This window comes from Streptomyces sp. NPDC059788 (assembly GCF_042732265.1).
GTDB lineage: Bacteria > Actinomycetota > Actinomycetes > Streptomycetales > Streptomycetaceae > Streptomyces.
The window spans coordinates 71,549-91,443 of the sequence record NZ_JBHWHY010000003.1 but is presented as its reverse complement, the minus strand read 5'-3'; the positions used below and the strand labels follow the sequence as shown (position 1 = coordinate 91,443).

Here is a 19,895-nt window from a genome sequence, read left to right as displayed (position 1 = left end):
AGCGGCGCGTGCATATGCCCCAGAGTCCAACCCTCAGGTTGGGTGCCCGAATCCCCCAAGGCTACTGAATCGTGCGCCACTCTGTAACCAGTTGGGCGCACTGAGTGAATGTGCGGTTCGGGAACAGGTGAAGGGCTGTCCATGGGTGACGTTGAACAGGTCGGTGCGACCGTTGAGGACGCATGGGCGAGGAGGCAGTCGTGACGGCCCTGCGTACGTCTCAAGAGGGCGCCGTGGAGTGCGCGGGGTGCGCGGAGTTGGCGCGCGCCCTGGTCGTCGCACTGAAGGCCGGGGACCTGTCCAAGGTGACGGACTGCCAGGTACTGATTCGCAGGCACCCCGACCACGGCGGTCCGCCCGCCGACGGAGGAACCCGCCCACTGTAAGGCGCCTCCGTGAACCCACGGTCGCGTATCGCGCAACAGCCAGGAGGTATCCGTACGATGACGACAACTCCCCGTCACAGCCAGGGTGGCGACAAGCTCCCAGGCGAGCCCTACCCCGGCCCGCATCAGCCGCCGACGCCCGACGGCGGCCCCGGTGTCCCCAACCCGCCGAAGGCCGCGTAGGCATGGCGCGCGAATGTCCGGGGCGCCCCAGCCGCAGTGAGCTGGGAAGTGCCCTCAGGGCAGGTGGAGCGATGTCCGCCGACTGGGCGCCGTCCTTCGCCGCCGTACCCCGGGCCGCCTTCCTCCCCGATCTCATGTGGCCGTGGGATATGGAAGCCGGGCGGAGTGTTGCCGTTTCCCGTGTGGACGAGCCGGAGCGGTGGCGGGGGTATGCCGAGGCGGACTGTCCGGTGGTCACGCAGTGGGACGACGGGGAGCACGTCGGTACGGAGCCGGGGAGAGTGGCCACCAGTTCCGCGTCCATGCCGTCGGTGGTGTTCCGGATGCTGCGGGACCTGGATGTGCGTTCCGGTCACCGGGTGCTGGAGATCGGTACGGCTACGGGGCGGAACGCCGCGCTGCTGGCCCATCGGGCGGCCGGGCGCGGGCGCGTGGTCACGATGGAGGTGGACGCGGCGGTGGCCGGCCGGGCCCGTACGGCCTTGGCGGCGTTCGGGAGCGCGGCCGAGGCCGTGCACGGTGACGGGTTCCGGGGGCGGCCGGAAGGGGCTCCGTACGACCGGGTGATCGGTACCTGTGGGCTACGGCGCTTTCCGTGGGCCTGGGTGGAACAGTGCCGTCCCGGGGGGATTCTGGTCGCGCCGTGGGGGACGCACTTCAGCAATGCCGATGCGGTGGTCCGCCTGGTGGTGGCGGGGGACGGGCGCAGTGCTTCGGGGCGGTTCACCGGGCCGGTGGAGTTCATGAAACTGCGGGCGCAGCGTCTTCCGCTGGTGGTGCACGGCGAATACGTACGGGGCAGCGTGGCCGAGGGGTGGGAGACCTCTACGGATGTCACGGAGGCGGAGTTTCTGGGTGGGGCGTTCGGGCCTCAGCGGTTCGTCATGGGGCTGCGGGTGCCGGACTGTCTGCAAGTGGAGGCGGAGAAACGCGCGGGGGCGCGGCCGGTGTGGTTCTACGGGCTGCGGGACCGGTCGTGGGCGTGCGTGCAGTTCCGCGATGGCGGGGCGGCCCGGGTCTGGCAGTACGGGGTGCGTCGGCTCTGGGACGAGGTGGAGGCCGCGTATCGGTGGTGGGCCGGGAAGGGGCGGCCCGGTTATGAGCGGTTCGGGCTGACCGTCGCCGAGGAGGGCGAACGGGTGTGGCTGGACGAGCCGGGAGAAATGTGCGGACTTCCGCGGGCGAGTGGCGACTTGGGTGGCGACCGGAGTCGTTGAGCATTTCGGATACGGTGATCGGCTGTTCCGGGGTCTTTGCCGGTCCGGGGCCTGTTCAAGAGCCGGTGCCGACGTCGTGAAGCGCCGCCGCAGTGGTGTGGCCGTCCGGCTCGGCCGGCTGGTGAGCGGCTTGGGCCGGACGGTTCGAGGCGAAGGCTGTGGCGAGCTGTTCGAGCAGGGGCGCCGTGCGGGGGTGGGAGTTGCGGCGCGGTGTGACGGTGTAGACGCCGCGGATCGGGGGATCGACGAGGCCGACCGTGGTGACGTCGGCCCGTAGCGCGCGCGTCAGCACTCCGGGGATCAACGCGATGGCGTGTCCGGTGGCGACCAGGGCCAGCTTGCCGGGCAGATCGGCCGCGGTGAGGTCGATGCGGGCGCTGACTCCGGCGCGGGCGGCGTGCTGGCGCAACAGTGCCGCTGAGCCGTCGTTGTCCTCGACCCAGGTCTGGTCGGCCAGTGCCCGGATGGGGACAGGCCCGTGTCCGGCCTGCGGGTGGCCGACGGGCAGGACGACGACCATGTCGTCCAGCCCGAGGAACCGGCGTTCGACCCGCTGGTCGTGCGGCAGCCCCGGCGGGGCGTCGGTGACGACGGCGAGGTCGAGATCGCCGGTGATCACGCGGTGGTGCAGCTGTGCGCTCAGGCATGGGAGCAGGCTCCAGCGGAAGGGTCCGGCCTGCTCCTGCAGGGCCCGGATGGCCTCCGGCACGATTCCCGCGGCGAGAGAGGGGGGTGCGCCGACGGCCAGCGGCCGATCGGACGCCCCGTCGTGCACGTCCCGTGCGGCGCGCACGGCGCGGTCGGCCTCGTTGAGCGTGATCAGGGCGTGCCGCCGGAACGCCTCGCCGGCCGGCGTCGGGCGCACACCTCGTGCATGGCGCTCCATCAGCGGCACGCCGAGCTGCCGTTCCAGCCCGGCAATCTGCCGGGAGACGGCCGACTGGGTGTGATGCAACTCCGCTGCCGCCGCCGACAGCGAACCGAGCCGGCACACGGTCACGAAGGTGCGCCACACTGCCAGATCCATGGCACCCAGTATGGGCTGCTGATATGCCTGTGCCGCAGGGCGGACATGCGAGATCTGCGCTTGTCGCAGGCCGGCGAGGTGCAGCACTGTGGCGCGCATGACCACACCGCACTCGATCGCTGTCCTGGGCCTGGGCCGCATGGGCGGCGCCATCGCGTCCCGACTCACCGGCCAGGGCTGGGACGTCGTCGGCTGGACCCGTTCAGGGCGTACACCGGACGCGGTCAGGACGACCCGCGTGCCCAACGAGGCCGTGGCCGGGGCCGACGTCGTACTCCTGGCACTGTTCGACGGCCCGGCCTGCCGACAGGTCCTCGATGATGTTCACGGCTCGTTGCGAACGGACACGGTCGTTGTGAACGTCAGCACTGTCGCGCCCGTCGAAGCGGCGGAGTTCGCGCGGCAATTCGGCCCGTCCTACGTGCACGCTCCCGTGCTCGGCTCGGTGCCGGCTGTCGCCGCCGGCACCCTGCGCATTCTCGCCGCTGCCGGCCAGGACGCGTTCGACCGGGTACGGCCGGTTCTGGACGCGCTGGGCACGGCGCAACGCGTGGAGGGGGCCTCCATCGCCGCTGCATTGAAGCTGATCACCAACAACAGCCTTGCCGGGGCCGTCCTCGCGCTACGTGACACGCTGCGACAAGCCGACGCCCTCGGTCTGCCCCGCACCCAGGTGCTCGACATCCTCGAACTCGGCCAGCTCGGCGGGCTCGTGGCCCGCAAACGCCCCTTTCTCCTGGGCGAGGCGCCCGCCGCCACAGCCGACTTCACGATCGGGGCGCTGGCCAAGGACATGGCATTGCTGGCCGCCGCATCGGGCACCCCTTTGCGCAGTGCGGCCGGCCTGGCCGACAGCCCGGCCGCCCCCCAAGCCGACATCGCTGTCGCCGCTACGGTCCCCGCCGTACAGGATGCCGTGCTCGAACCGCTGCACGCCTACATCCGCGGACACGCCACCGGCGACTCCGCCCACTTCCGCGCCGCGTTCCTGCCCACCGCCCATGTCGAAGGAATGCGGGACGGCGCATTCGTCTCCTGGTCGCTGGACGAATACACCGCTCTCTTCCGGGGCAGGCCGGCCCCGGACGAACCGACCCGCTCCCGCCGCGTCGACTCCATCGATGTCCATGGCACCGTCGCGACCGCGACCATGACGCTCTCACACGGTGCGGACACCTTCACCGACATCTTCCTGCTGGTCCGCGTCGAGGGCGGCTGGCGCATCGCCAACAAGGTCTACCGTCGGCACTTCCGCGAGGAGAACGGTCAACCGGCACTCCTGTGAGGGGAGGATCAACCGGATTGCTTCGGGCCGGCCTCCTCGTCCCGCTCCCGGTGCCAGGTCTCCAGTTCGGTACGGACCCTGCGGTCCATCGCCATGGAGAGTTCCGCGTCGACGATGCCCTTGGAGATGGGGCGGAGCTTTTCGATGGTCTGGGTGATGCGGGCGGCCTCGGTGGGGTCGAGGGGGTCGCCGGCGGCGGCGCGGTCGAGGACGTCGGTCAGGACGTGGGTGCGGATGACCTTGATGAACAGGTCGGCGAGGGCGTCGGCGTGGGTGCGGACCTCGCGGCCCGCTTCGAGGACGGCGGCCAGGGGCACGCCGCCGGCGACGAGTTCCGTGGAGGCGTCCAGCAGGCGGCGGCTGATGTGGACGAACTCGTCGCCGTCGACGGCGAGATAGCCGATGTCGAGGGAGGCGGCGAGGTTCTCCGGGGTGACGTCGTCCTTGAAGTGGTCGGCGAGCTCCTCCGGGGTGAGGCGTACGGGGGTCTCCTCGGACCAGGGGGCGACGAGGGTGTCCTCCAGGCCGAGGAGTTCGCCGACGTCGCGGCCGTTGTCGAAGGCGGAGAGGAGTTCGGCGGTGCCGCCGAGCGTGTGGCCGCGCTCCAGCAGGCCGGCGATGGTGCGCAGGCGGGCGAGGTGGTGTTCGTTGTACCAGGCGATGCGGCCCTCGCGGCGCGGTGGCGGGATGAGTTTGCGCTCGCGGTAGAAGCGGAGGGTGCGGACGGTGATGCCGGCTTCCCTGGCGAGGTCGGCCATGCGGTATTCGCGGGGGCCGGAGTCGGCGGTGGGTACGGCCGTGGCGTCCGGCCCGGGGTTGCCGCCGCCGCCCGTCACGGGGGCGCCGCCCCCGCCCGGGACCGCGTCATCCGGGGCGGGTGCCCTGTTCCTGTTCTCTGCCACGGGTTCACCCTATGTCGCCGCCCCGGGGCCGGGCCGAGGTGCAACCAGCGGTAACTTCCCGCCGCGCACCCCCTACCGCTCAGTACGCGGGTGTCCTACCCTCCAATCGTGCCAGTGATTGCTGGCGCGGTTTGAGGCGAAGGCTTGACGTTCTGACGGTCGAACTCGGGAGGCGGCGGCATGGCCGAGCGCGAACACGAGCACGTGCGGGTGGCGGTGATCGGATCGGGGTTCGGTGGTCTGGGGGCGGCCGTACGGCTGCGGCGCCAGGGGATCACCGACTTCGTGGTCCTGGAGCGGGCCGGCTCGGTGGGCGGTACCTGGCGTGACAACAGCTATCCGGGATGCGCGTGCGACGTGCCCTCGCACCTGTACTCGTTCTCCTTCGCGCCCAACCCCGAGTGGCCGCGCAACTTCTCCGGGCAGCCGCACATCCGCGCGTACCTGGAGCGGGTCACCGACACCTTCGGGCTGCGGCCGCACCTGCGCTTCGACTCGGAGGTGCGCAGCCTGCGGTGGAACGGGGAGGGGCTGTACTGGGAGGTGGAGACCGCCAGGGGGGCGCTGACCGCCGATGTGGTCGTCTCGGCCACCGGGCCGCTCTCCGACCCCAAGGTGCCCGACATCCCGGGGCTGGACACGTTCCCGGGCAAGGTGTTCCACAGCGCCCGCTGGGATCACGACTACGACCTGCGCGGCAAGCGGGTCGCGATGATCGGTACGGGCGCCTCGGCGATCCAGATCGTGCCGGCCGTCCAGCCGACGGTCGACCGGCTCACCCTCTTCCAGCGCACCCCGGCCTGGGTGCTGCCGCGCGCCGACCGCAAGATCAGCGGTCTGGAGCGCTGGCTGCACACGAAGGTCCCGGCGACCCGGGCCGCGCGCCGCGGGCTGCTGTGGGGGATCAGGGAGCTGCAGGTCAGCGCCTTCACCAAGCGCCCGAACGAGCTGGGCCTGATCGAGGGGCTGGCCAAGGGACACATGAGGCGGGCCGTGAAGGACCCGGTGCTACAGGCCAAGCTCACGCCCGATTACCGCATCGGGTGCAAGCGGATTCTGCTGTCGAACTCGTACTATCCGGCCCTCACCCAGCCGAACGTGGACGTCGTGGCGGGCGGGCTGCGGGAGGTCCGGGGCAATGTGCTCATCGCCTCGGACGGTACGGAGACCGAGGCGGACGCGATCGTCTTCGGTACGGGCTTCCACGTGACGGACATGCCGATCGCCCACCGCGTCACCGGCGCCAACGGCACCACGCTGGCCGAGGAGTGGAAGGACGGGATGGAGGCGCTGCGCGGCACCAGCGCGGCCGGATTCCCCAACTTCCTCACCATCATCGGCCCCAACACGGGCCTGGGGAACAGCTCGATGATCCTGATGATCGAGTCGCAGCTGAACTACCTGGTCGACTACATGAGGCAGTTGGACGTGCTGGGCGGAAAGATCGCGCTCAACGCGCGCCCCTCGGCGGTGCACGCCTGGACCCGGCGCATCCAGAAGCGCATGGAGCGCACGGTGTGGACCACCGGCGGTTGCGACAGCTGGTACCTGGACTCCAACGGCCGCAACACGACGGCCTGGCCCGGTACGACCGCCGAGTTCAGGAAGGTGACCCGGGAGGTGGACCTCGCCGAGTACGAGGTGCTGCGCATCCCCGGCCGGCCCGCGGGGGCGCGGCCCGCCGACACCGCGAAGGCGGTGGCGTGATGGCACCGACGCCCATGACCAGCGGCCGGTACGCCCCGCCCGCCCCGCGCCGGGAGCTGACCGCGGCCTCGGCCGACGGGTCCCGGCTGCACGTGGAGATCCACGGGCCGGACGACCCGGGCCTGCCCGCCGTCGTCCTGTCGCACGGCTGGACCTGCTCCACCGCCTTCTGGGCCCCGGTCGTACGGGACCTGGCCGCCGACCACAAGGTGGTGCTCTACGACCAGCGGGGGCACGGCCGCACCCCGGCGGTGGGCCCGCGCGGCTACTCCACCACCGCGCTCGCCGACGACCTGGCAGCCGTCCTCGGCGCGGCCCTCGAACCGGGGGAGCGGGCCGTGCTGGCCGGGCACTCCATGGGCGGCATGACGATGATGGCGTCCGCCGAGCGCCCGGAGTTCCGGGAGCGGGCCGCGGCCGTCCTGCTGTGCAGCACGGGAAGCTCGAACCTGCCGTCGGAGTCCATGGTGATACCGCTGCGCTCGCCGGGCGGGCGGCGCGTCGCGCACCGCGCCGTACTCGGATCGCGGGCGCCGCTCGGTCCGGTCACCGCGCCCGCCAAGCGCATCCTGAAGTACGCCACGATGGGGCCGGCCGCCACCCCCGAGCAGGTGGAGGCGTGCGCGCGCATCGTGCACGCCTGCCCGGTGGGCGTGCGGTCCCGCTGGGGCAAGGTCCTCGCGGAGCTGGAACTGACCGGCGGCGCGGCCCGGCTGGAGGTGCCGACCGGCATCGTCGCGGGGACCGCGGACCGGCTCACCCCGATCGTGCACTCGCGGCGGCTGGCCTCCGTACTGCCGCAGTTCCTGGGGATGACCGAACTGCCCGGGGCCGGGCACATGACGCCCATCGAGGCGCCGGACACGGTCGCGGGCCGCATCCGGGAACTGGTCCGCGACCACCTGAGCGACCACCTGGGCGGCGACGGGACGACGACGGCCGGAGCGGCCGCCGAGGCGAAGGAGAGGACCGCATGAGCGCACGCAGGAGCCTGGAGGGGCAGGTCGCCGTCGTCACCGGCGCGGCCCGCGGGGTCGGCGAACTCCTCGCCCGCAAACTGTCCGCACGGGGCGCCACGCTCGCTCTGGTCGGCCTGGAGCCGGAGGAACTGGCCCGCGTCGCCGCCTCCTTGCACGGCGAGGCCGCGCACTGGCACGCCGACGTCACCGACCACGAGGCGATGGCCGAGGTCGCGCGCGAGGTCAAGGCCCGCTTCGGCAAGGTGGACATCGTCGTCGCCAACGCCGGGGTGGCCACCGGCGGCCCGTTCGTCGAGTCCGACCCGGTGTCCTGGCGGCGGGTCATCGAGGTCAACCTCATCGGCGGCGCCGTCACGGGACGGGCGTTCCTGCCCGTCCTGATGGAGTCGCGCGGCTACTTCCTCCAGATCGCCTCGTTCGCCGCTCTCGCCCCGGCGCCGATGATGACCGCGTACTGCGCGTCCAAATCCGGCGTCGAGGCGTTCGCGCACAGCCTGCGCGCCGAGGTCGGCCACAAGGGCGTACGGGTCGGCGTCGGCTACCTGAGCTGGACCGACACGGACATGGTGCGCGGCGCCGACCAGGACGACGTGATGCGCGAACTGCGCCGGCGGCTGCCCTGGCCGTCGAACAAGACGTACCCGCTGGGCCCGGCCGTCGACCGGATCGTCGCGGGCATCGAGCGCCGCTCCGCGCATGTGTACGGGCAGTGGTGGCTGCGCGGGATGCAGTCGGTGCGCGGCTATCTGCCGTCCCTTATCGGCACGGTGGGGCAGCGCGAGATGCGCCGCTTCGGCGACCGGGTCGAAGGGCTGCGCGTGGGCCTGGTGGGCGCGGGCGGGGAGGCGGACGAGAAGGTGCGGACGAACCGCTGAGAAGGGTTCCGCGTGCCGCCCGCGTACGAGGGGGCGCCCGTGGCGACGGGTGCCCCTCCGCCCGGAGGCCGCTACCTGACGACCTTGAGCGACGTCGGCCAGCCGTACCGCTGCGCCGCCGCGAACAGGTGCTTGATGTCCGCCGGAGCCAGTTTCACGCAGCCCAGTGAGCGGTAGTCGACGTCCCCGTCCCAGCGGTACGGGCTGTCGCGGCCCGGACGCGCGACGCCCTGGCTGCCGTCCGGCCGCATCTCACTGTGCAGGAACAGGGCGGTGCGCTGGGTCCGGCCGTCCCGGCACACCTTGTCCGCGACCCGGATCGCGTACCCGTTGATGCCGTCGCGCCCGCCCCGTTTCCCCGTGGTGTGCGAGAGCACCTGATACGTGCCGTCCGGCAGCCAGCCCTTGTTCTTCGCGCATTCGTCGAGGCCCGCCGTACCGCCCTGTCCGGACCCCGAGCGGTAGTCGGCCAGCACCCGCCCCGTACCGGACTGCACCAGACGGAGGCGGGACATGGACGGGTCGCGCTGGTTCTTGTCGAACCGCAGGTACGTCCCGTCGGCCCGCGTGGAGGGGGCGGGCGGTTCGGCGGCGTGGGCGGGTGAGGCGGTGGCGAGCCCGGCCGTCAACGCTGCGGTGACGGTCAGTGACGCTGTGCATATGCGCGTTCCCATGCAGGTGCTCCTGTCGGTGTGCGGTCGGTGCTCAGCCGCTCCGCGGCGGCAGTTCGGGACGCCGCCGGTCCGGTACGTCCGACAGGTCCGGCGGCGTCGCGGCGGGGTGGCGCTCCAGCAGGTCCAGCGCGGTACGGACGGCGACGCCGAGCTGCGGGTGGCGGCCCTCGGCCCAGTCCAGCGGCGAGCGCGGCGCCTCGATGTCCGGCTCCACGCCGTGGTTCTCCACGCCCCAGCCGTACGCCTCGAACCACGCGGCGTTCATCGGCACCGTGATGTACGTACCGTCGCCCAGCCGGTGCCGCCCGGTCATCCCGACCACCCCGCCCCAGGTGCGCAGGCCCACGACCGGGCCGATGCCCTGCAGTTTGAACGCCGCGGTGATCATGTCGCCGTCGGAGGAGGTCATCTCGTCGGCGACGGCGACGACCGGGCCGCGCGGCGCGTTGCTCGCGTAGCTGACGGGCTGGGCGTCGCGCGTCAGGTCCCAGCCGACGATGGTGCGGGTCAGCTTCTCGACGACCAGTTCGGAGATGTTGCCGCCCGCGTTGCCCCGTACGTCCACGATCAGCGCGGGCCGGGAGACCTCCATGCGCAGGTCGCGGTTGAACTGCGCCCAGCCGGAGCCGCCCATGTCGGGGATGTGCAGATAGCCGCAGCGGCCGTCGCTCAGCTCCCGCACCACCGCCCGGCGCTTGGCCACCCAGTCCTGGTAGCGCAGCGGCCGCTCGTCGACCAGCGGGACCACCGCCACCCGCCGCGACGGCCCGCCGCCTTCCGGCGCGAAGGTCAGCTCGACGGTGGTGCCGCCGGCCGCGGACAGCAGCGGATACGGACCGGCCACCGGATCGACCCGGCGGCCGTCCACGTGCGTCAGCGCCGCGCCCTCGCGGATGCCCGTACCGGCCAGCGGCGAGCGGGCCCGGGAGTCGGAGGAGTCGCCGGGCAGGATGCGCCGCACCACCCAGTAGCCGTCCTTGAAGACGAAGTTGGCGCCGAGCAGGCCGATGGCGCGCTGGTAGTGCGGGGGCCCCTCGTTGCGCTTGCCCGCCGTCACGTACGCGTGCGAAGTGCCCAGCTCGCCCAGCACCTCGCGCAGCAGGTCGGCGAACTCGTCGGGGGAGGCGACCCGTTCGACCAGCGGGCGGTACTGGTCGAGCACCCCGTCCCAGTCCACGCCGCTCAGCCCGGGGTCCCAGAAGTACGCGCGGATGATCCGTCCCGCCTCGTCGTACGCCTGGCGCCACTCGGCCGGCGGGTCCACGTCGTGCAGGATGCGCCGCGGGTCCAGGTAGACGGTCGAGTCGGCGTCCGGCGGCTCGGTCGCCGGCACCGCGCGCAGGTCGCCCTCGTCGTTGACGACCAGCCGGGTGCCGTCGCCGCTGAGCGCGTACGAGTCGATGGCGCCGGTCAGTTCGGTGCGCTTGGCCTTGACCAGGTCGAAGTGCTCCAGCGTCGGCTGGCCCGAGGTGTTGTCGGGACTGGCGAACGTCTCGCCGAGCGCGCCGGAGATCGGCCAGCGCAGCCAGACCAGCCCGCCGCCCGCGACCGGGCGCAGCGCCGAGTACTTCGACGCCGACACCGGGAACGGCGTCACCCGGCTCGCCAGCCCCTCCATTTCCACCAGCGCCGTCCCCTCGGCCGTCACCGGCGCCTGGGCCGGGTCCAGGCCGCCCGCCGCGGGCCGTCCGTCGGCGGACAGCTGGAAGGGGGAGGGCGTCGCGGAGGACAGCGGTACGAGGTAGGGGCGGCAGCCGAGCGGGAAGGACAGGTCGCCGGTGTGCACGTCGTAGACCGGGTCGAAGCCGCGCCAGGACAGGAACGCGAGGTAGCGGCCGTCGCGGGTGAAGACCGGCTGTTCGTCCTCGAAGCGGCCGTTGGTGACGTCCACGACGCCGCGGGCGGCCGGCTCGCCGTCCCCGGCGCCGTTGCCGGTGAGCCGGGCCATCTTGATCTGCCGCAGGGTGCGGCCGATGCCCGGGTGGGACCAGGTCAGCCAGCCCGAGTCGGGGGAGAAGGCCAGGTCGCGGACCGGGCCGTTGTCGGACCTGATCAGCTCGGCGACCCCGCCCTCGCCGTCGCCGTCCGCCGGGACGTCGACGAGCAGCAGCCGTCCGTCGTGCGCGGCCACCGCCAGCCGTTCGCCGTCCGGCGCGGCGGCCAGTTCGTGGACGCGGCCCAGCCGCCCGGCCGCGAGGCGGCGCGGCGCGCGCGGGATGCCCGCCTTGGGCAGGTCGGCGATCTCGATGGCGTCGTCACCCGCCGCGGAGGTGACGTAGGCGATCCGGCCGGTGGAGCCGAGCATCTCGGGCAGCCGGACGCGTACCCCCGGCTCGTCGTGGATGGTGCGGGCCGGGCCGTCGCGGTGGGTGAGCCAGTACAGGCTGCCGCGTACGCCGACGGCGCTGGCCCGCCCGGTGGTGTCCACGGCGAGGGAGGTGATGTGCGAGCCGGCCGGGATCTGGTACGTCCGGCGCCCGGCGCGCGGGCCGCCCAGCCGCACCTGGAGGCGGCGCGGCTTCCCGCTCGGGCCGAGGTCGTCCACCAGCCACAGGTCGCCGCCGCACTGGTAGACGATGCGGGCGCCGTCGGTGGCCGCGTGCCGGGCGTAGAAGTCGGCGTGGTCGGTGTGCCGCCGCAGGTCCGTGCTGTCCGGTTTGCAGGAGTAGACGTTGGCGACGCCCTCGTGGTCGGAGAGGAACGCGATCCGGTCGCCGACGAACATCACCGCGTCCAGGTGGCCGCGCAGGTCCGGCAGGAGCCGGGTGCCGTGCAGCCACATCCGGCCCATCGCGCCGCCGCGGTAGCGCTTCCAGGAGGCGGGCTCGTGCGGCGGCTTGCCGGACAGCAGCAGCGTTTTGCGGTCCACCGTGTCGTCGTGGGAGCCGACGCCGCTGTCCGCCTGGCCGCCCCCGTCCTCCCCGCCGTCCCCGACATTCCCGTACGGATGGCCGTCGCCCTCCAGGCGGCGCCCGTCCGCGGTGAAGTCGGCGACCGCGATGTCCGAGACCGGGCCCCAGGGCAGCCGGCCGCCGGGGCTGCCGTCGGTGGGGACGCTGTAGGCCCAGGAGTAGTACGAGAAGGGCTGGCCGTGCGAGGAGACGGCCAGGATGTGGCCGTCCGGGGTCCAGCCGCAGACGCGGGCGTCGGTGCTCCCCCAATAGGTGAGGCGGCGCGCCGGGCCGCCCTCCACCGGGGCGAGGTGGACCTCCGGGTCGAGGCTGCGCCAGGTGGTGAAGGCGATGTGCCGGCCGTCCGGGGAGAACCGCGGGTGGCTGATCCGGGTGCGGTCGACCGTCAGCCGCCAGGCCCGCGGCGCGGGCCCGCCGTCGGGGGCCAGCGGTGCCACCCAGAGGTCGTCCTCGGCGGCGAAACACAGCAGCTCGCCGTGGAGGTGCGGGAACCGGAGATACGCGCCGTCACTCACGCCCCCATGGTTTCGGCGCGGGCGGACCGTGGCAACTCGGCCACGGGCCGTGATCCCGTGACGCACACCACCATCGAAACGTTTCCGTTTCGCTGTGGCCGGGAGTAGCGTCGGGCCGTACCGAAGCTGTACGAAACCGTTTCGTTCATCAGGAGGAGGTGTGCCGCGATGGGCCGCAGCCGGCTGACCCCCGAGCGCGAGGCCGAGCTCTACGCGGCCGTGCTCGACCTGCTCCGCGAGGTCGGCTACGACGCCCTGACCATGGACGCCGTCGCCACCCGCACCCACGCCAGCAAGGCCACCCTCTACCGCCAGTGGCAGGGCAAGCCCGAACTGGTCGCCCAGGCGCTCCACCACCACAAGCCCGTCCAGGTCGCCGACATCGACACCGGCAGCCTCCGCGGCGACCTGCACGCCATGGTCTCCCGCGCGGACGACTGCGAGATGGAACGCGACTGCGCGCTGCTGCGGGGCCTCGTACGGGCCGCGCACGACAACCCCGACCTCCACCAGGCGCTGCGCGACCTGATCGTCAACCCGGACCTCTCCGGGATGGACGTGATGCTCGCCCGCGCCGTCGAGCGCGGCGAAATCCCCGCAGGACGCCCCGCGCTCGCCTACGTACCCCACATGCTGATCGGCGCCTTCGTCGCCCAGCAGCTCATCGAGGACCGGCCCCCGGACCGCGCCTTCCTCGCCGATTACGTCGACGCCGTGGTCCTCCCCGCCCTCGGCGTCTGACCGGGCCCGGCCCCCCCCACGCAGGCCGGACCCAACCGTCTCCAACTCCCCCCATAACGGCAGCTCTCGACGCGCCGCTCTCGTCGTCGGGCCGGCTCCGTACGCCCTTGTACGTCCCTCACCCGACGGGAGCGCCCCTCCTCGTGGCTACATTCCTCTACAAACTCGGACGGTTCGCCTTCAGGCGACGCCGCTTCGTCGCCCTCATATGGGTGGCGCTGCTGGCCGTCGCCGGTGTCGGCGCCGCCACCGCCTCCTCGCCCGCGGCCGACTCCTTCTCCGTACCGGGGACCGAGTCGCAGAAGACCTTCGACCTGCTGGGCGAGCGCTTCCCCGGCACCAAGGCGGACGGCGCCACGGCACACGTGGTCTTCAAGGCGCCCGACGGGCAGCAGATGACCGGGCCGGCGCAGAAGCAGGCCGTCGAGAAGGTCGTCGGCGAGCTGAAGTCCTCCTCGCCGCAGGTCGCCTCGGTCTCCGACCCGTACCTGGCCAAAGGCGTGGCCCAGGACGGCAAGATCGCCTACGCGCAGGTCACCTACAAGGTCTCCGGCTTCGAGCTGAAGGATGACGCGCGCGACGCGCTCAAGGAAGCGGCCCAGCACGGCCGCGACGCCGGGATGACCGTCGAGATCGGCGGCAACGCGCTCCAGGCGATGCCGGAGACCGGCGCCACCGAGGTCATCGGCATCGTCATCTCCGCCGTCGTCCTCGTCATCACCTTCGGCGCGCTGATAGCCGCCGGCCTGCCGCTGCTGACCGCGCTGATCGGCGTGGGCATCGGCGTCTCGTCCATCACCGCGCTCGGCAGCGTCCTGGACCTGTCCAGCACGACGTCCACCCTCGCCATGATGATCGGCCTCGCCGTCGGCATCGACTACGCGCTGTTCATCGTCTCCCGCTACCGCTCCGAACTGGCCGAGGGCCGCGAGCGCGAGGACGCGGCCGGGCGGGCGGTCGGCACCGCCGGGTCCGCCGTGGTCTTCGCCGGACTGACCGTCGTCATCGCCCTGGTGGGCCTGTCGGTGGTCAACATCCCGATGCTGACGAAGATGGGCATCGCGGCGGCCGGCACGGTCGTCATCGCCGTCCTCGTCGCGCTGACCCTCATCCCCGCGCTGCTGGGCTTCGCGGGCAAGCGGGTGCTGAGCCGCAAGGCCCGCAAGGGCGCCCCGGCCGCGGGGGAGGCCGAGGGCGGCAAGCCCAACATGGGCACCCGCTGGGCGCGCTTCGTGCTGCGGCGGCCGGTCGCCGTCCTGCTGGCCGGAGTGGTCGGCCTGGGTGTCATCGCCGTCCCCGCGAGCTCACTGGAGATGGGCCTGCCGGACGACGGCGCCCAGCCCACCAGCACCACCCAGCGCAAGGCGTACGACCTGCTCTCCGACGGCTTCGGGCCGGGCTTCAACGGGCCGCTGATGCTGGTCGTGGACGGGCAGGGCAGCAAGGACCCGAAGGCGGCGGCCACGCGGGTCGCCGGCGTCGTCGCCAAGCTGGACGGCGTCGCGGCCGTCACCCCGCCGACCTTCAACCAGGCCGGGGACACGGCGATGCTCAGCGTCGTACCGAAGTCCAAGCCGAGCAGCACCGAGACCGAGGACCTGGTCCACGAGATCCGCGGCAAGGCGGGCGACGCGGCGCGGGACGCCGACGCGCGGGCGCTGGTCACCGGCACCACCGCGATGAACATCGACGTCTCCGAGAAGCTCAACGACGCCCTGCTGCCCTACCTGGCGCTGGTGGTCGGCCTGGCCTTCCTGCTGCTGATGGTCGTCTTCCGCTCGGTCCTGGTGCCCCTGAAGGCCGCCCTGGGCTTCCTGCTCTCGGTCGTCGCGGCGCTCGGCGCGGTGGTCGCGGTCTTCCAGTGGGGCTGGCTGTCCGGCCTGTTCGGCGTCGAGCAGACCGGTCCGGTCATGAGCATGATGCCGATCTTCATGGTGGGCGTGGTCTTCGGACTCGCCATGGACTACGAGGTCTTCCTCGTCACGCGGATGCGGGAGGCGTTCGTCCACGGGGAGCGCCCGGGGCAGGCGGTCGTCACCGGCTTCCGGCACGGCGCGCGGGTGGTCACGGCCGCCGCGGTCATCATGATCTCGGTCTTCGCCGGCTTCATCGGCTCCTCCGAATCCATGATCAAGATGATTGGCTTCGGGCTCGCCGTCGCCGTCTTCTTCGACGCGTTCGTGGTCCGCATGGCCCTCGTCCCCGCCGTCCTCGCCCTCCTCGGCCGCGCCGCGTGGTGGCTGCCCAAGTGGCTCCAGCGCGCGCTGCCCAACGTGGACGTCGAGGGCGAACAGCTCCAGAAGCACCTCGCCCCCGAGCCGGCCGAGAAGCCGGAACTCGCCAAGGTGTGACGAGCCCCGGGGCGGCCGCGTGAGCGGTGCGGCCGCCCCGGCCCGCGCCGCCCCGTGGGGACGGGGCGCGGCGCGAAACGGCCCGGCGGCCGGCCCCCGCGGAGCGGGGCGGGCCGCCGGGCCCTTTGCCGCGGCGGTACGAGGGGACGGCGGGACCGGCCGCGGCGGTACGGGCCGCCGGACTCCGTCTCAGCCGGTGCGCCCGGCCAGGCCCGGCGCCGCGTACACCGCTTCGACCAGCGCGAAGTTGCGGACGTCGCCGCCCGACGTGCCGCCCCCGAACTTGTTCATGGCGTACGCGTACGACAGCCGGTTCTCCGGATCGCAGAAGGCGAACGAGCCGCCCGCGCCGCCGTGCCCGAAGGCGCCCTTGTTGGGGCCCAGGTAGCCGCCGGTGTTGATCATGTAGCCGCAGCCCCAGGAGAACGGCAGGCCGTCCGGCGCGGTGGCGCTGAGCACCACGTCCGGCTCGCCGGGGCGGCCCTGGGGCTCCCGCAGGGCGGCGAGGGTGTCGGCACCGACGATTTTGCCGTCGACGAGGGCCCCGTACACCTCCGCCAGGCCGCGGGCGGTGGCATTGCCGTTGGCGGCGGGGATCTCGGCCGAACGGCAGGCGGCGCTGTTCACGTTGCCCGTCGGCAGATGGCCCATGGCGAGCGCCAGCGGCGCGAGCGGGTGGGCGTCCAGCGACCGCACCGGCCCGTCCTCCAGCAGCTTCGCGTACAGGCTGCGGAGGGAGCCGCCGCCGTCCGGGCCGATCAGCTGGGCGCAGCGGCCGTGCTCCGCGGCGGGGGTGCCGATGTAGAGGTCCGCGCCGAGCGGTTCGGTGATCTCCGTACGCAGGAAGGTGCCGAGCGAGACACCGGTGATACGGCGTACGACCTCGCCGACCAGGAAGCCGAAGCTGACCGCGTGGTAGCCCTGCGCCGTGCCCGGCTCCCACCACGGCTCGGCGGCGGCCAGGACCGCGCAGATCTTCTCCCAGTCGTACACGTCCTCGGGCGTCAGCCGCTCCCGCGGCCCGAGCAGGCCCACGCGGTGCGAGAGCAGCCAGCGCACCGGCACGTCCCCCTTGCCGGCCTGCGCGAACTCGGGCCAGTAGCGGGAGACCGGCGCGTCCAGGTCCAGCTCGCCCCGATCTACGAGCAGATGGGCGCACAGGGCGGTCATGCCCTTGCTCGTCGAGTAGACGTTGACGAGCGTGTCGCGCTCCCAGGGGCGGGCGCCCTCGGCGTCCGCGTCCCCGCCCCACAGGTCGACGACGAACTCGCCGTCCAGGCGCACCGCGAGCGACGCGCCCACGTCGCCGCGCTCGGCGAAGTTGCGCTCGAACTCGGCCCGTACGTTCTCGAACTCGGGGGCACAGATGCCCTGCACGGCTGTGGTCACGGTCGCCGGCTCCTCCCGCGAGCGGATAGTTGCCCTGGCAACCTAACCCCGCCCGCGCCCCCGGTCCAGAACGCGCCCGGCCTCCTGCGGTCATCGCACAGCACTGCCGGTCCGGGAGCCGTTCGGCACGGCGCGCCGTGAGGTGGACGCGGAGCCGGTTCGTCTGCGTGGCGGCGGAACCGGGCAGCTTCTCGGTGCTGGGTTCGGCCCGCACGTCGACCTTGACGTCGTTCATACCGAGGGGCTGACCTCGGCCTTGTACATCGAGGAAGCTGACAAGGTGGCGGCTCACCGGGACGCCTGGCAACGACTTACCTCCGCCGCACTCCCGGTCGGGGCATCGGCGGACCTGATCACAGAGATAAGGAAGAACACATGAGCCACGTTGACGACGCTTCCGCCCTTCCCGTGACGTGGTGGAAGTCCACGTACAGCGACAGCGGAGCACAGTGCGTCGAATGCGGCATCCTCGACGCCGACACAGTTGCCATACGGGACAGCAAGGACCCGAACGGGCCCGCGCTGCGGTTCGACCGCGCGCAGTTGGCCGCGTTCGTCTCCGCCGTGGCCGCAGGCCGGTTCGGTGGCCTCGGGTAGGAAGCCGCATTCGGTCGGCGGTCCGCGCCCGGGCCCCTGACGGCCTCGGCGCGCACCGCCCTCACACCGCCGTGCGCTCCCGGTGCGACGAGTCCTCGTCCAGGAGCCGTGCCGCCATGTTGTCCAGTGCGCGCGCCAGGCGGGCGCGGTCCTCGGGGTCCTCGGCCGTCCAGCCCTCCAGACGGTCGTCCAGCCACTCGCGCCAGGCGACGATCAGCCGGTCGAGTTCGGTGCGGCCCGCCTCGGTCGGCACCAGCCGTCCGTCGTCCTCGTAGCGCGCGTACCCGGCGGACACCACCCGCGTGAAGACCGGCTCCAGCACCTCGTCCGGCATCCGGTGGGCCTGGGCGACGGCGGCGAGCGAGGTCTCGCCGTGGATGCGCGTACGCCAGTGGATCTGGCCCAGTGCCCACGCCTGGCCGGGGGTGAGCGAACTGCCGGACGCGGCCAGCACCTCCAGGCTCACCGGTCCCTCCGCCTTGCGCATCACCCGGGCCACCGCCCGCTCCAACTGCTGGTCGGAGTCGGTGGAGTCGGGCGCCGCGAAGCCTTCGCCCAGGTCGCCCGCCGCCGCCCGCGCGCTGTCGCGCAGCGGCACCTCCTTGAGGAACCACGCCACCACGAACCCGGCCAGCGCGACCGGCACCACCCACTGGAAGACGTGGTTGACGGTGTCGGCGTAGGCGTCGATCACCGGTCTGGCCTGCGCGTTGGGCAGCCGGTGCAGCGCCTGCGGGCTCGCCGCTGCCTCCGGCGGCACGCCCGGGGACTTCGCCAGGGCCGCCTTCAGGTTGGGGTCGAGGCGGTTGCTGTAGAGCGTGCCGAAGACGGCTGTCCCGAAGGACGAGCCGAGGGTGCGGAAGAAGGTCACGCCGGAGGTCGCCGAGCCCAGCTCGTGGTAGTTGACGGTGTTCTGCACGGCGATGGTCAGCACCTGCATCGCCAGCCCGATGCCGAGGCCGAGCACGAACATGTACAGCGATTCGAGCCAGGGGCCGGTGCTCGCGCCCATGGTCGACATCAGGTACAGGCCCAGCGCCATCACGCCCGTACCGACGATGGGGAAGACGCGGTAGCGGCCGGTGCGGCTGACGACGACGCCGGAGAGCATGGAGGTGCCCAGCAGCCCGGCGACCATCGGCAGCGTCCGCACGCCCGACATGGTCGCCGAGACGCCGTCGACGAACTGGAGGTACGTCGGCAGGTACGTCATCGCGCCGAGCATCGCGAAGCCGACGATGAAGCTGAGCACCGAGCAGACGGTGAAGACCGGGTTGCGGAACAGGTGCATGGGGAGCATCGGCTCCTTGGCCCGCAGCTCCACGAACACGAACGCCGCCAGCAGCACCACCGAGCCCACGAACAGGCCGATGATGACGGGCGAGCCCCACGCGTACTCGTTGCCGCCCCACTCCAGGCCGAGGACGAGGCCGGAGGCGCCCAGCGCGACCAGCACGATGCCGATGTAGTCGATCACCGGGCGGACCGCGGCCCGTACGACGGGAACCGTACGCGCCGCCATCACGACCATGACGACCGCGATGGGGATATTGACGTAGAAGCACCAGCGCCAGGAGGCGTGGTCGGTGAACAGGCCGCCCAGGGTGGGGCCGACGACCGTCGTCACGCCGAAGACGGCGCCCAGCGCGCCCTGGTACTTGCCGCGTTCGCGCAGCGGGATGACGTCCGCGATCAGCGCCATCGCCGTCACCATCAGGCCACCACCGCCGATGCCCTGCACGGCGCGGGCCGCGACCAGCATCAGCATCGAGGCCGAGGCCCCGGCCAGGATCGAGCCGCCGACGAAGACCACCGCGCTGACCTGAAAGATGATCTTCCGGCCGAAGAGGTCGCCGAACTTGCCGACCAGCACCGTCGAGACCGTCTCGGCCAGCAGGTACGCCGTCACCACCCACGCCATGTGCCCGCCGCCGCCCAGATCCGCCACGATCGTGGGCAGCGCGGTGGACACGATCGTCTGGTCCAGGGCGGCCAGCAGCATGCCGAGCACGATCGTGGTGAAGACGAGGTTGGTACGGCGGCGGCTCAGCGCGGGCGGAGCGCTGCGCGCTTCGGGGGCGGGGGCGTGCGCGGCGGCCGTGGTCATGCCCCCAAGCCTTTGGGCCAATGCCCTGCTTCGCCACCTTTTGCTGC

At 72.4% G+C, this 19,895-nt stretch carries 16 protein-coding genes; 10 read left to right on the top strand and 6 right to left on the bottom strand.

The annotated features are described in order from the left end of the window. The first annotated feature begins 182 nt into the window (after window positions 1-182). Window positions 183-386 (top strand): hypothetical protein, encoded by a 204-nt coding sequence (locus ACFV57_RS03695; protein ID WP_385225294.1) that lies wholly within the window; start codon window positions 183-185, stop codon window positions 384-386. A gap of 254 nt (window positions 387-640) precedes the next feature. Further along, entirely contained in the window at window positions 641-1,786 is a 1,146-nt protein-coding gene (locus ACFV57_RS03690) for a protein-L-isoaspartate(D-aspartate) O-methyltransferase (protein WP_385225292.1), read from the top strand. A 55-nt stretch (window positions 1,787-1,841) separates the two neighbouring features. Here the strand turns inward: ACFV57_RS03690 and ACFV57_RS03685 are convergent, their stop codons facing one another. Next, window positions 1,842-2,813 carry a LysR family transcriptional regulator gene (locus ACFV57_RS03685; protein WP_385225290.1) on the bottom strand — a complete coding sequence of 324 codons (972 nt, stop codon included), beginning with the start codon at window positions 2,811-2,813 and terminating at the stop codon, window positions 1,842-1,844. Between the two features lie 97 nt (window positions 2,814-2,910). On the opposite strand from ACFV57_RS03685, the gene ACFV57_RS03680 reads away from it, so the two are divergent. Beyond that, on the top strand, window positions 2,911-4,098 hold the full coding sequence (locus tag ACFV57_RS03680; RefSeq protein WP_385225288.1) for a nuclear transport factor 2 family protein: 1,188 nt from the start codon (window positions 2,911-2,913) through the stop codon (window positions 4,096-4,098). An 8-nt stretch (window positions 4,099-4,106) separates the two neighbouring features. Here ACFV57_RS03680 and ACFV57_RS03675 read toward each other — a convergent pair whose 3' ends face one another. Next, window positions 4,107-4,856 (bottom strand): MerR family transcriptional regulator, encoded by a 750-nt coding sequence (locus ACFV57_RS03675; protein WP_385225620.1) that lies wholly within the window; start codon window positions 4,854-4,856, stop codon window positions 4,107-4,109. Window positions 4,857-5,180: 324 nt separating this feature from the next. Between ACFV57_RS03675 and ACFV57_RS03670 the strand changes: the two genes are divergently transcribed. From ACFV57_RS03670 to ACFV57_RS03660, 3 genes are read left to right on the top strand one after another with little or no spacing between them, the layout of a single operon-like run. Further along, window positions 5,181-6,707 (top strand): flavin-containing monooxygenase, encoded by a 1,527-nt coding sequence (locus ACFV57_RS03670; RefSeq protein ID WP_385225286.1) that lies wholly within the window; start codon window positions 5,181-5,183, stop codon window positions 6,705-6,707. Next, entirely contained in the window at window positions 6,707-7,684 is a 978-nt protein-coding gene (locus tag ACFV57_RS03665) for an alpha/beta fold hydrolase (RefSeq protein ID WP_385225284.1), read from the top strand. The genes ACFV57_RS03670 and ACFV57_RS03665 overlap by 1 nt, the downstream gene beginning before the upstream one ends. Beyond that, window positions 7,681-8,562, top strand: a complete 882-nt coding sequence (locus ACFV57_RS03660) for an SDR family oxidoreductase (protein WP_385225282.1) — start codon at window positions 7,681-7,683, stop codon at window positions 8,560-8,562. The genes ACFV57_RS03665 and ACFV57_RS03660 overlap by 4 nt, the downstream gene beginning before the upstream one ends. Window positions 8,563-8,633: 71 nt before the next feature. Here ACFV57_RS03660 and ACFV57_RS03655 read toward each other — a convergent pair whose 3' ends face one another. Beyond that, window positions 8,634-9,236: a hypothetical protein gene (locus tag ACFV57_RS03655; protein ID WP_385225280.1), complete on the bottom strand. Its 603-nt coding sequence runs from the start codon at window positions 9,234-9,236 to the stop codon at window positions 8,634-8,636. Window positions 9,237-9,267: 31 nt separating this feature from the next. Next, a complete protein-coding gene (locus tag ACFV57_RS03650; protein ID WP_385225279.1) occupies window positions 9,268-12,663 on the bottom strand; it encodes a S41 family peptidase in 3,396 nt (1,131 codons plus the stop codon). Window positions 12,664-12,831: 168 nt separating this feature from the next. Here ACFV57_RS03650 and ACFV57_RS03645 point away from each other — a divergent pair, with 168 nt between their 5' ends. Continuing rightward, entirely contained in the window at window positions 12,832-13,404 is a 573-nt protein-coding gene (locus tag ACFV57_RS03645) for a TetR/AcrR family transcriptional regulator (protein ID WP_385225277.1), read from the top strand. A 143-nt stretch (window positions 13,405-13,547) separates the two neighbouring features. Beyond that, the gene (locus ACFV57_RS03640) at window positions 13,548-15,755 is read left to right on the top strand and encodes an MMPL family transporter (protein WP_385225275.1); all 2,208 of its coding nucleotides are present in this window, start codon (window positions 13,548-13,550) and stop codon (window positions 15,753-15,755) included. Between the two features lie 189 nt (window positions 15,756-15,944). Here the strand turns inward: ACFV57_RS03640 and ACFV57_RS03635 are convergent, their stop codons facing one another. Continuing rightward, window positions 15,945-17,144, bottom strand: coding sequence for a serine hydrolase domain-containing protein (locus ACFV57_RS03635; RefSeq protein ID WP_385225273.1), 1,200 nt, complete (start codon window positions 17,142-17,144; stop codon window positions 15,945-15,947). A 142-nt stretch (window positions 17,145-17,286) separates the two neighbouring features. Between ACFV57_RS03635 and ACFV57_RS03630 the strand changes: the two genes are divergently transcribed. Beyond that, window positions 17,287-17,523, top strand: a complete 237-nt coding sequence (locus ACFV57_RS03630) for a Scr1 family TA system antitoxin-like transcriptional regulator (RefSeq protein ID WP_385225271.1) — start codon at window positions 17,287-17,289, stop codon at window positions 17,521-17,523. Then, the gene (locus ACFV57_RS03625) at window positions 17,520-17,741 is read left to right on the top strand and encodes a DUF397 domain-containing protein (RefSeq protein WP_385225269.1); all 222 of its coding nucleotides are present in this window, start codon (window positions 17,520-17,522) and stop codon (window positions 17,739-17,741) included. Before ACFV57_RS03630 ends, ACFV57_RS03625 begins: the two co-directional genes overlap by 4 nt. 61 nt (window positions 17,742-17,802) lie before the next feature. Here ACFV57_RS03625 and ACFV57_RS03620 read toward each other — a convergent pair whose 3' ends face one another. Continuing rightward, entirely contained in the window at window positions 17,803-19,848 is a 2,046-nt protein-coding gene (locus tag ACFV57_RS03620; protein ID WP_385225267.1) for an MFS transporter, read from the bottom strand. Between the last annotated feature and the right edge of the window lie 47 nt (window positions 19,849-19,895).

Bases quoted from the DNA above. Each gene is read 5' to 3' on its own strand.
- ACFV57_RS03695 (WP_385225294.1), top strand. From the start codon at position 183: ATGGGCGAGGAGGCAGTCGTGACGGCCCTGCGTACGTCTCAAGAGGGC.
- ACFV57_RS03690 (WP_385225292.1), top strand. From the start codon at position 641: ATGTCCGCCGACTGGGCGCCGTCCTTCGCCGCCGTACCCCGGGCCGCC.
- ACFV57_RS03685 (WP_385225290.1), bottom strand. From the start codon at position 2,813: ATGGATCTGGCAGTGTGGCGCACCTTCGTGACCGTGTGCCGGCTCGGT.
- ACFV57_RS03680 (WP_385225288.1), top strand. From the start codon at position 2,911: ATGACCACACCGCACTCGATCGCTGTCCTGGGCCTGGGCCGCATGGGC.
- ACFV57_RS03675 (WP_385225620.1), bottom strand. From the start codon at position 4,856: ATGGCCGACCTCGCCAGGGAAGCCGGCATCACCGTCCGCACCCTCCGC.
- ACFV57_RS03670 (WP_385225286.1), top strand. From the start codon at position 5,181: ATGGCCGAGCGCGAACACGAGCACGTGCGGGTGGCGGTGATCGGATCG.
- ACFV57_RS03665 (WP_385225284.1), top strand. From the start codon at position 6,707: ATGGCACCGACGCCCATGACCAGCGGCCGGTACGCCCCGCCCGCCCCG.
- ACFV57_RS03660 (WP_385225282.1), top strand. From the start codon at position 7,681: ATGAGCGCACGCAGGAGCCTGGAGGGGCAGGTCGCCGTCGTCACCGGC.
- ACFV57_RS03655 (WP_385225280.1), bottom strand. From the start codon at position 9,236: ATGGGAACGCGCATATGCACAGCGTCACTGACCGTCACCGCAGCGTTG.
- ACFV57_RS03645 (WP_385225277.1), top strand. From the start codon at position 12,832: ATGGGCCGCAGCCGGCTGACCCCCGAGCGCGAGGCCGAGCTCTACGCG.
- ACFV57_RS03625 (WP_385225269.1), top strand. From the start codon at position 17,520: ATGAGCCACGTTGACGACGCTTCCGCCCTTCCCGTGACGTGGTGGAAG.
- ACFV57_RS03620 (WP_385225267.1), bottom strand. From the start codon at position 19,848: ATGACCACGGCCGCCGCGCACGCCCCCGCCCCCGAAGCGCGCAGCGCT.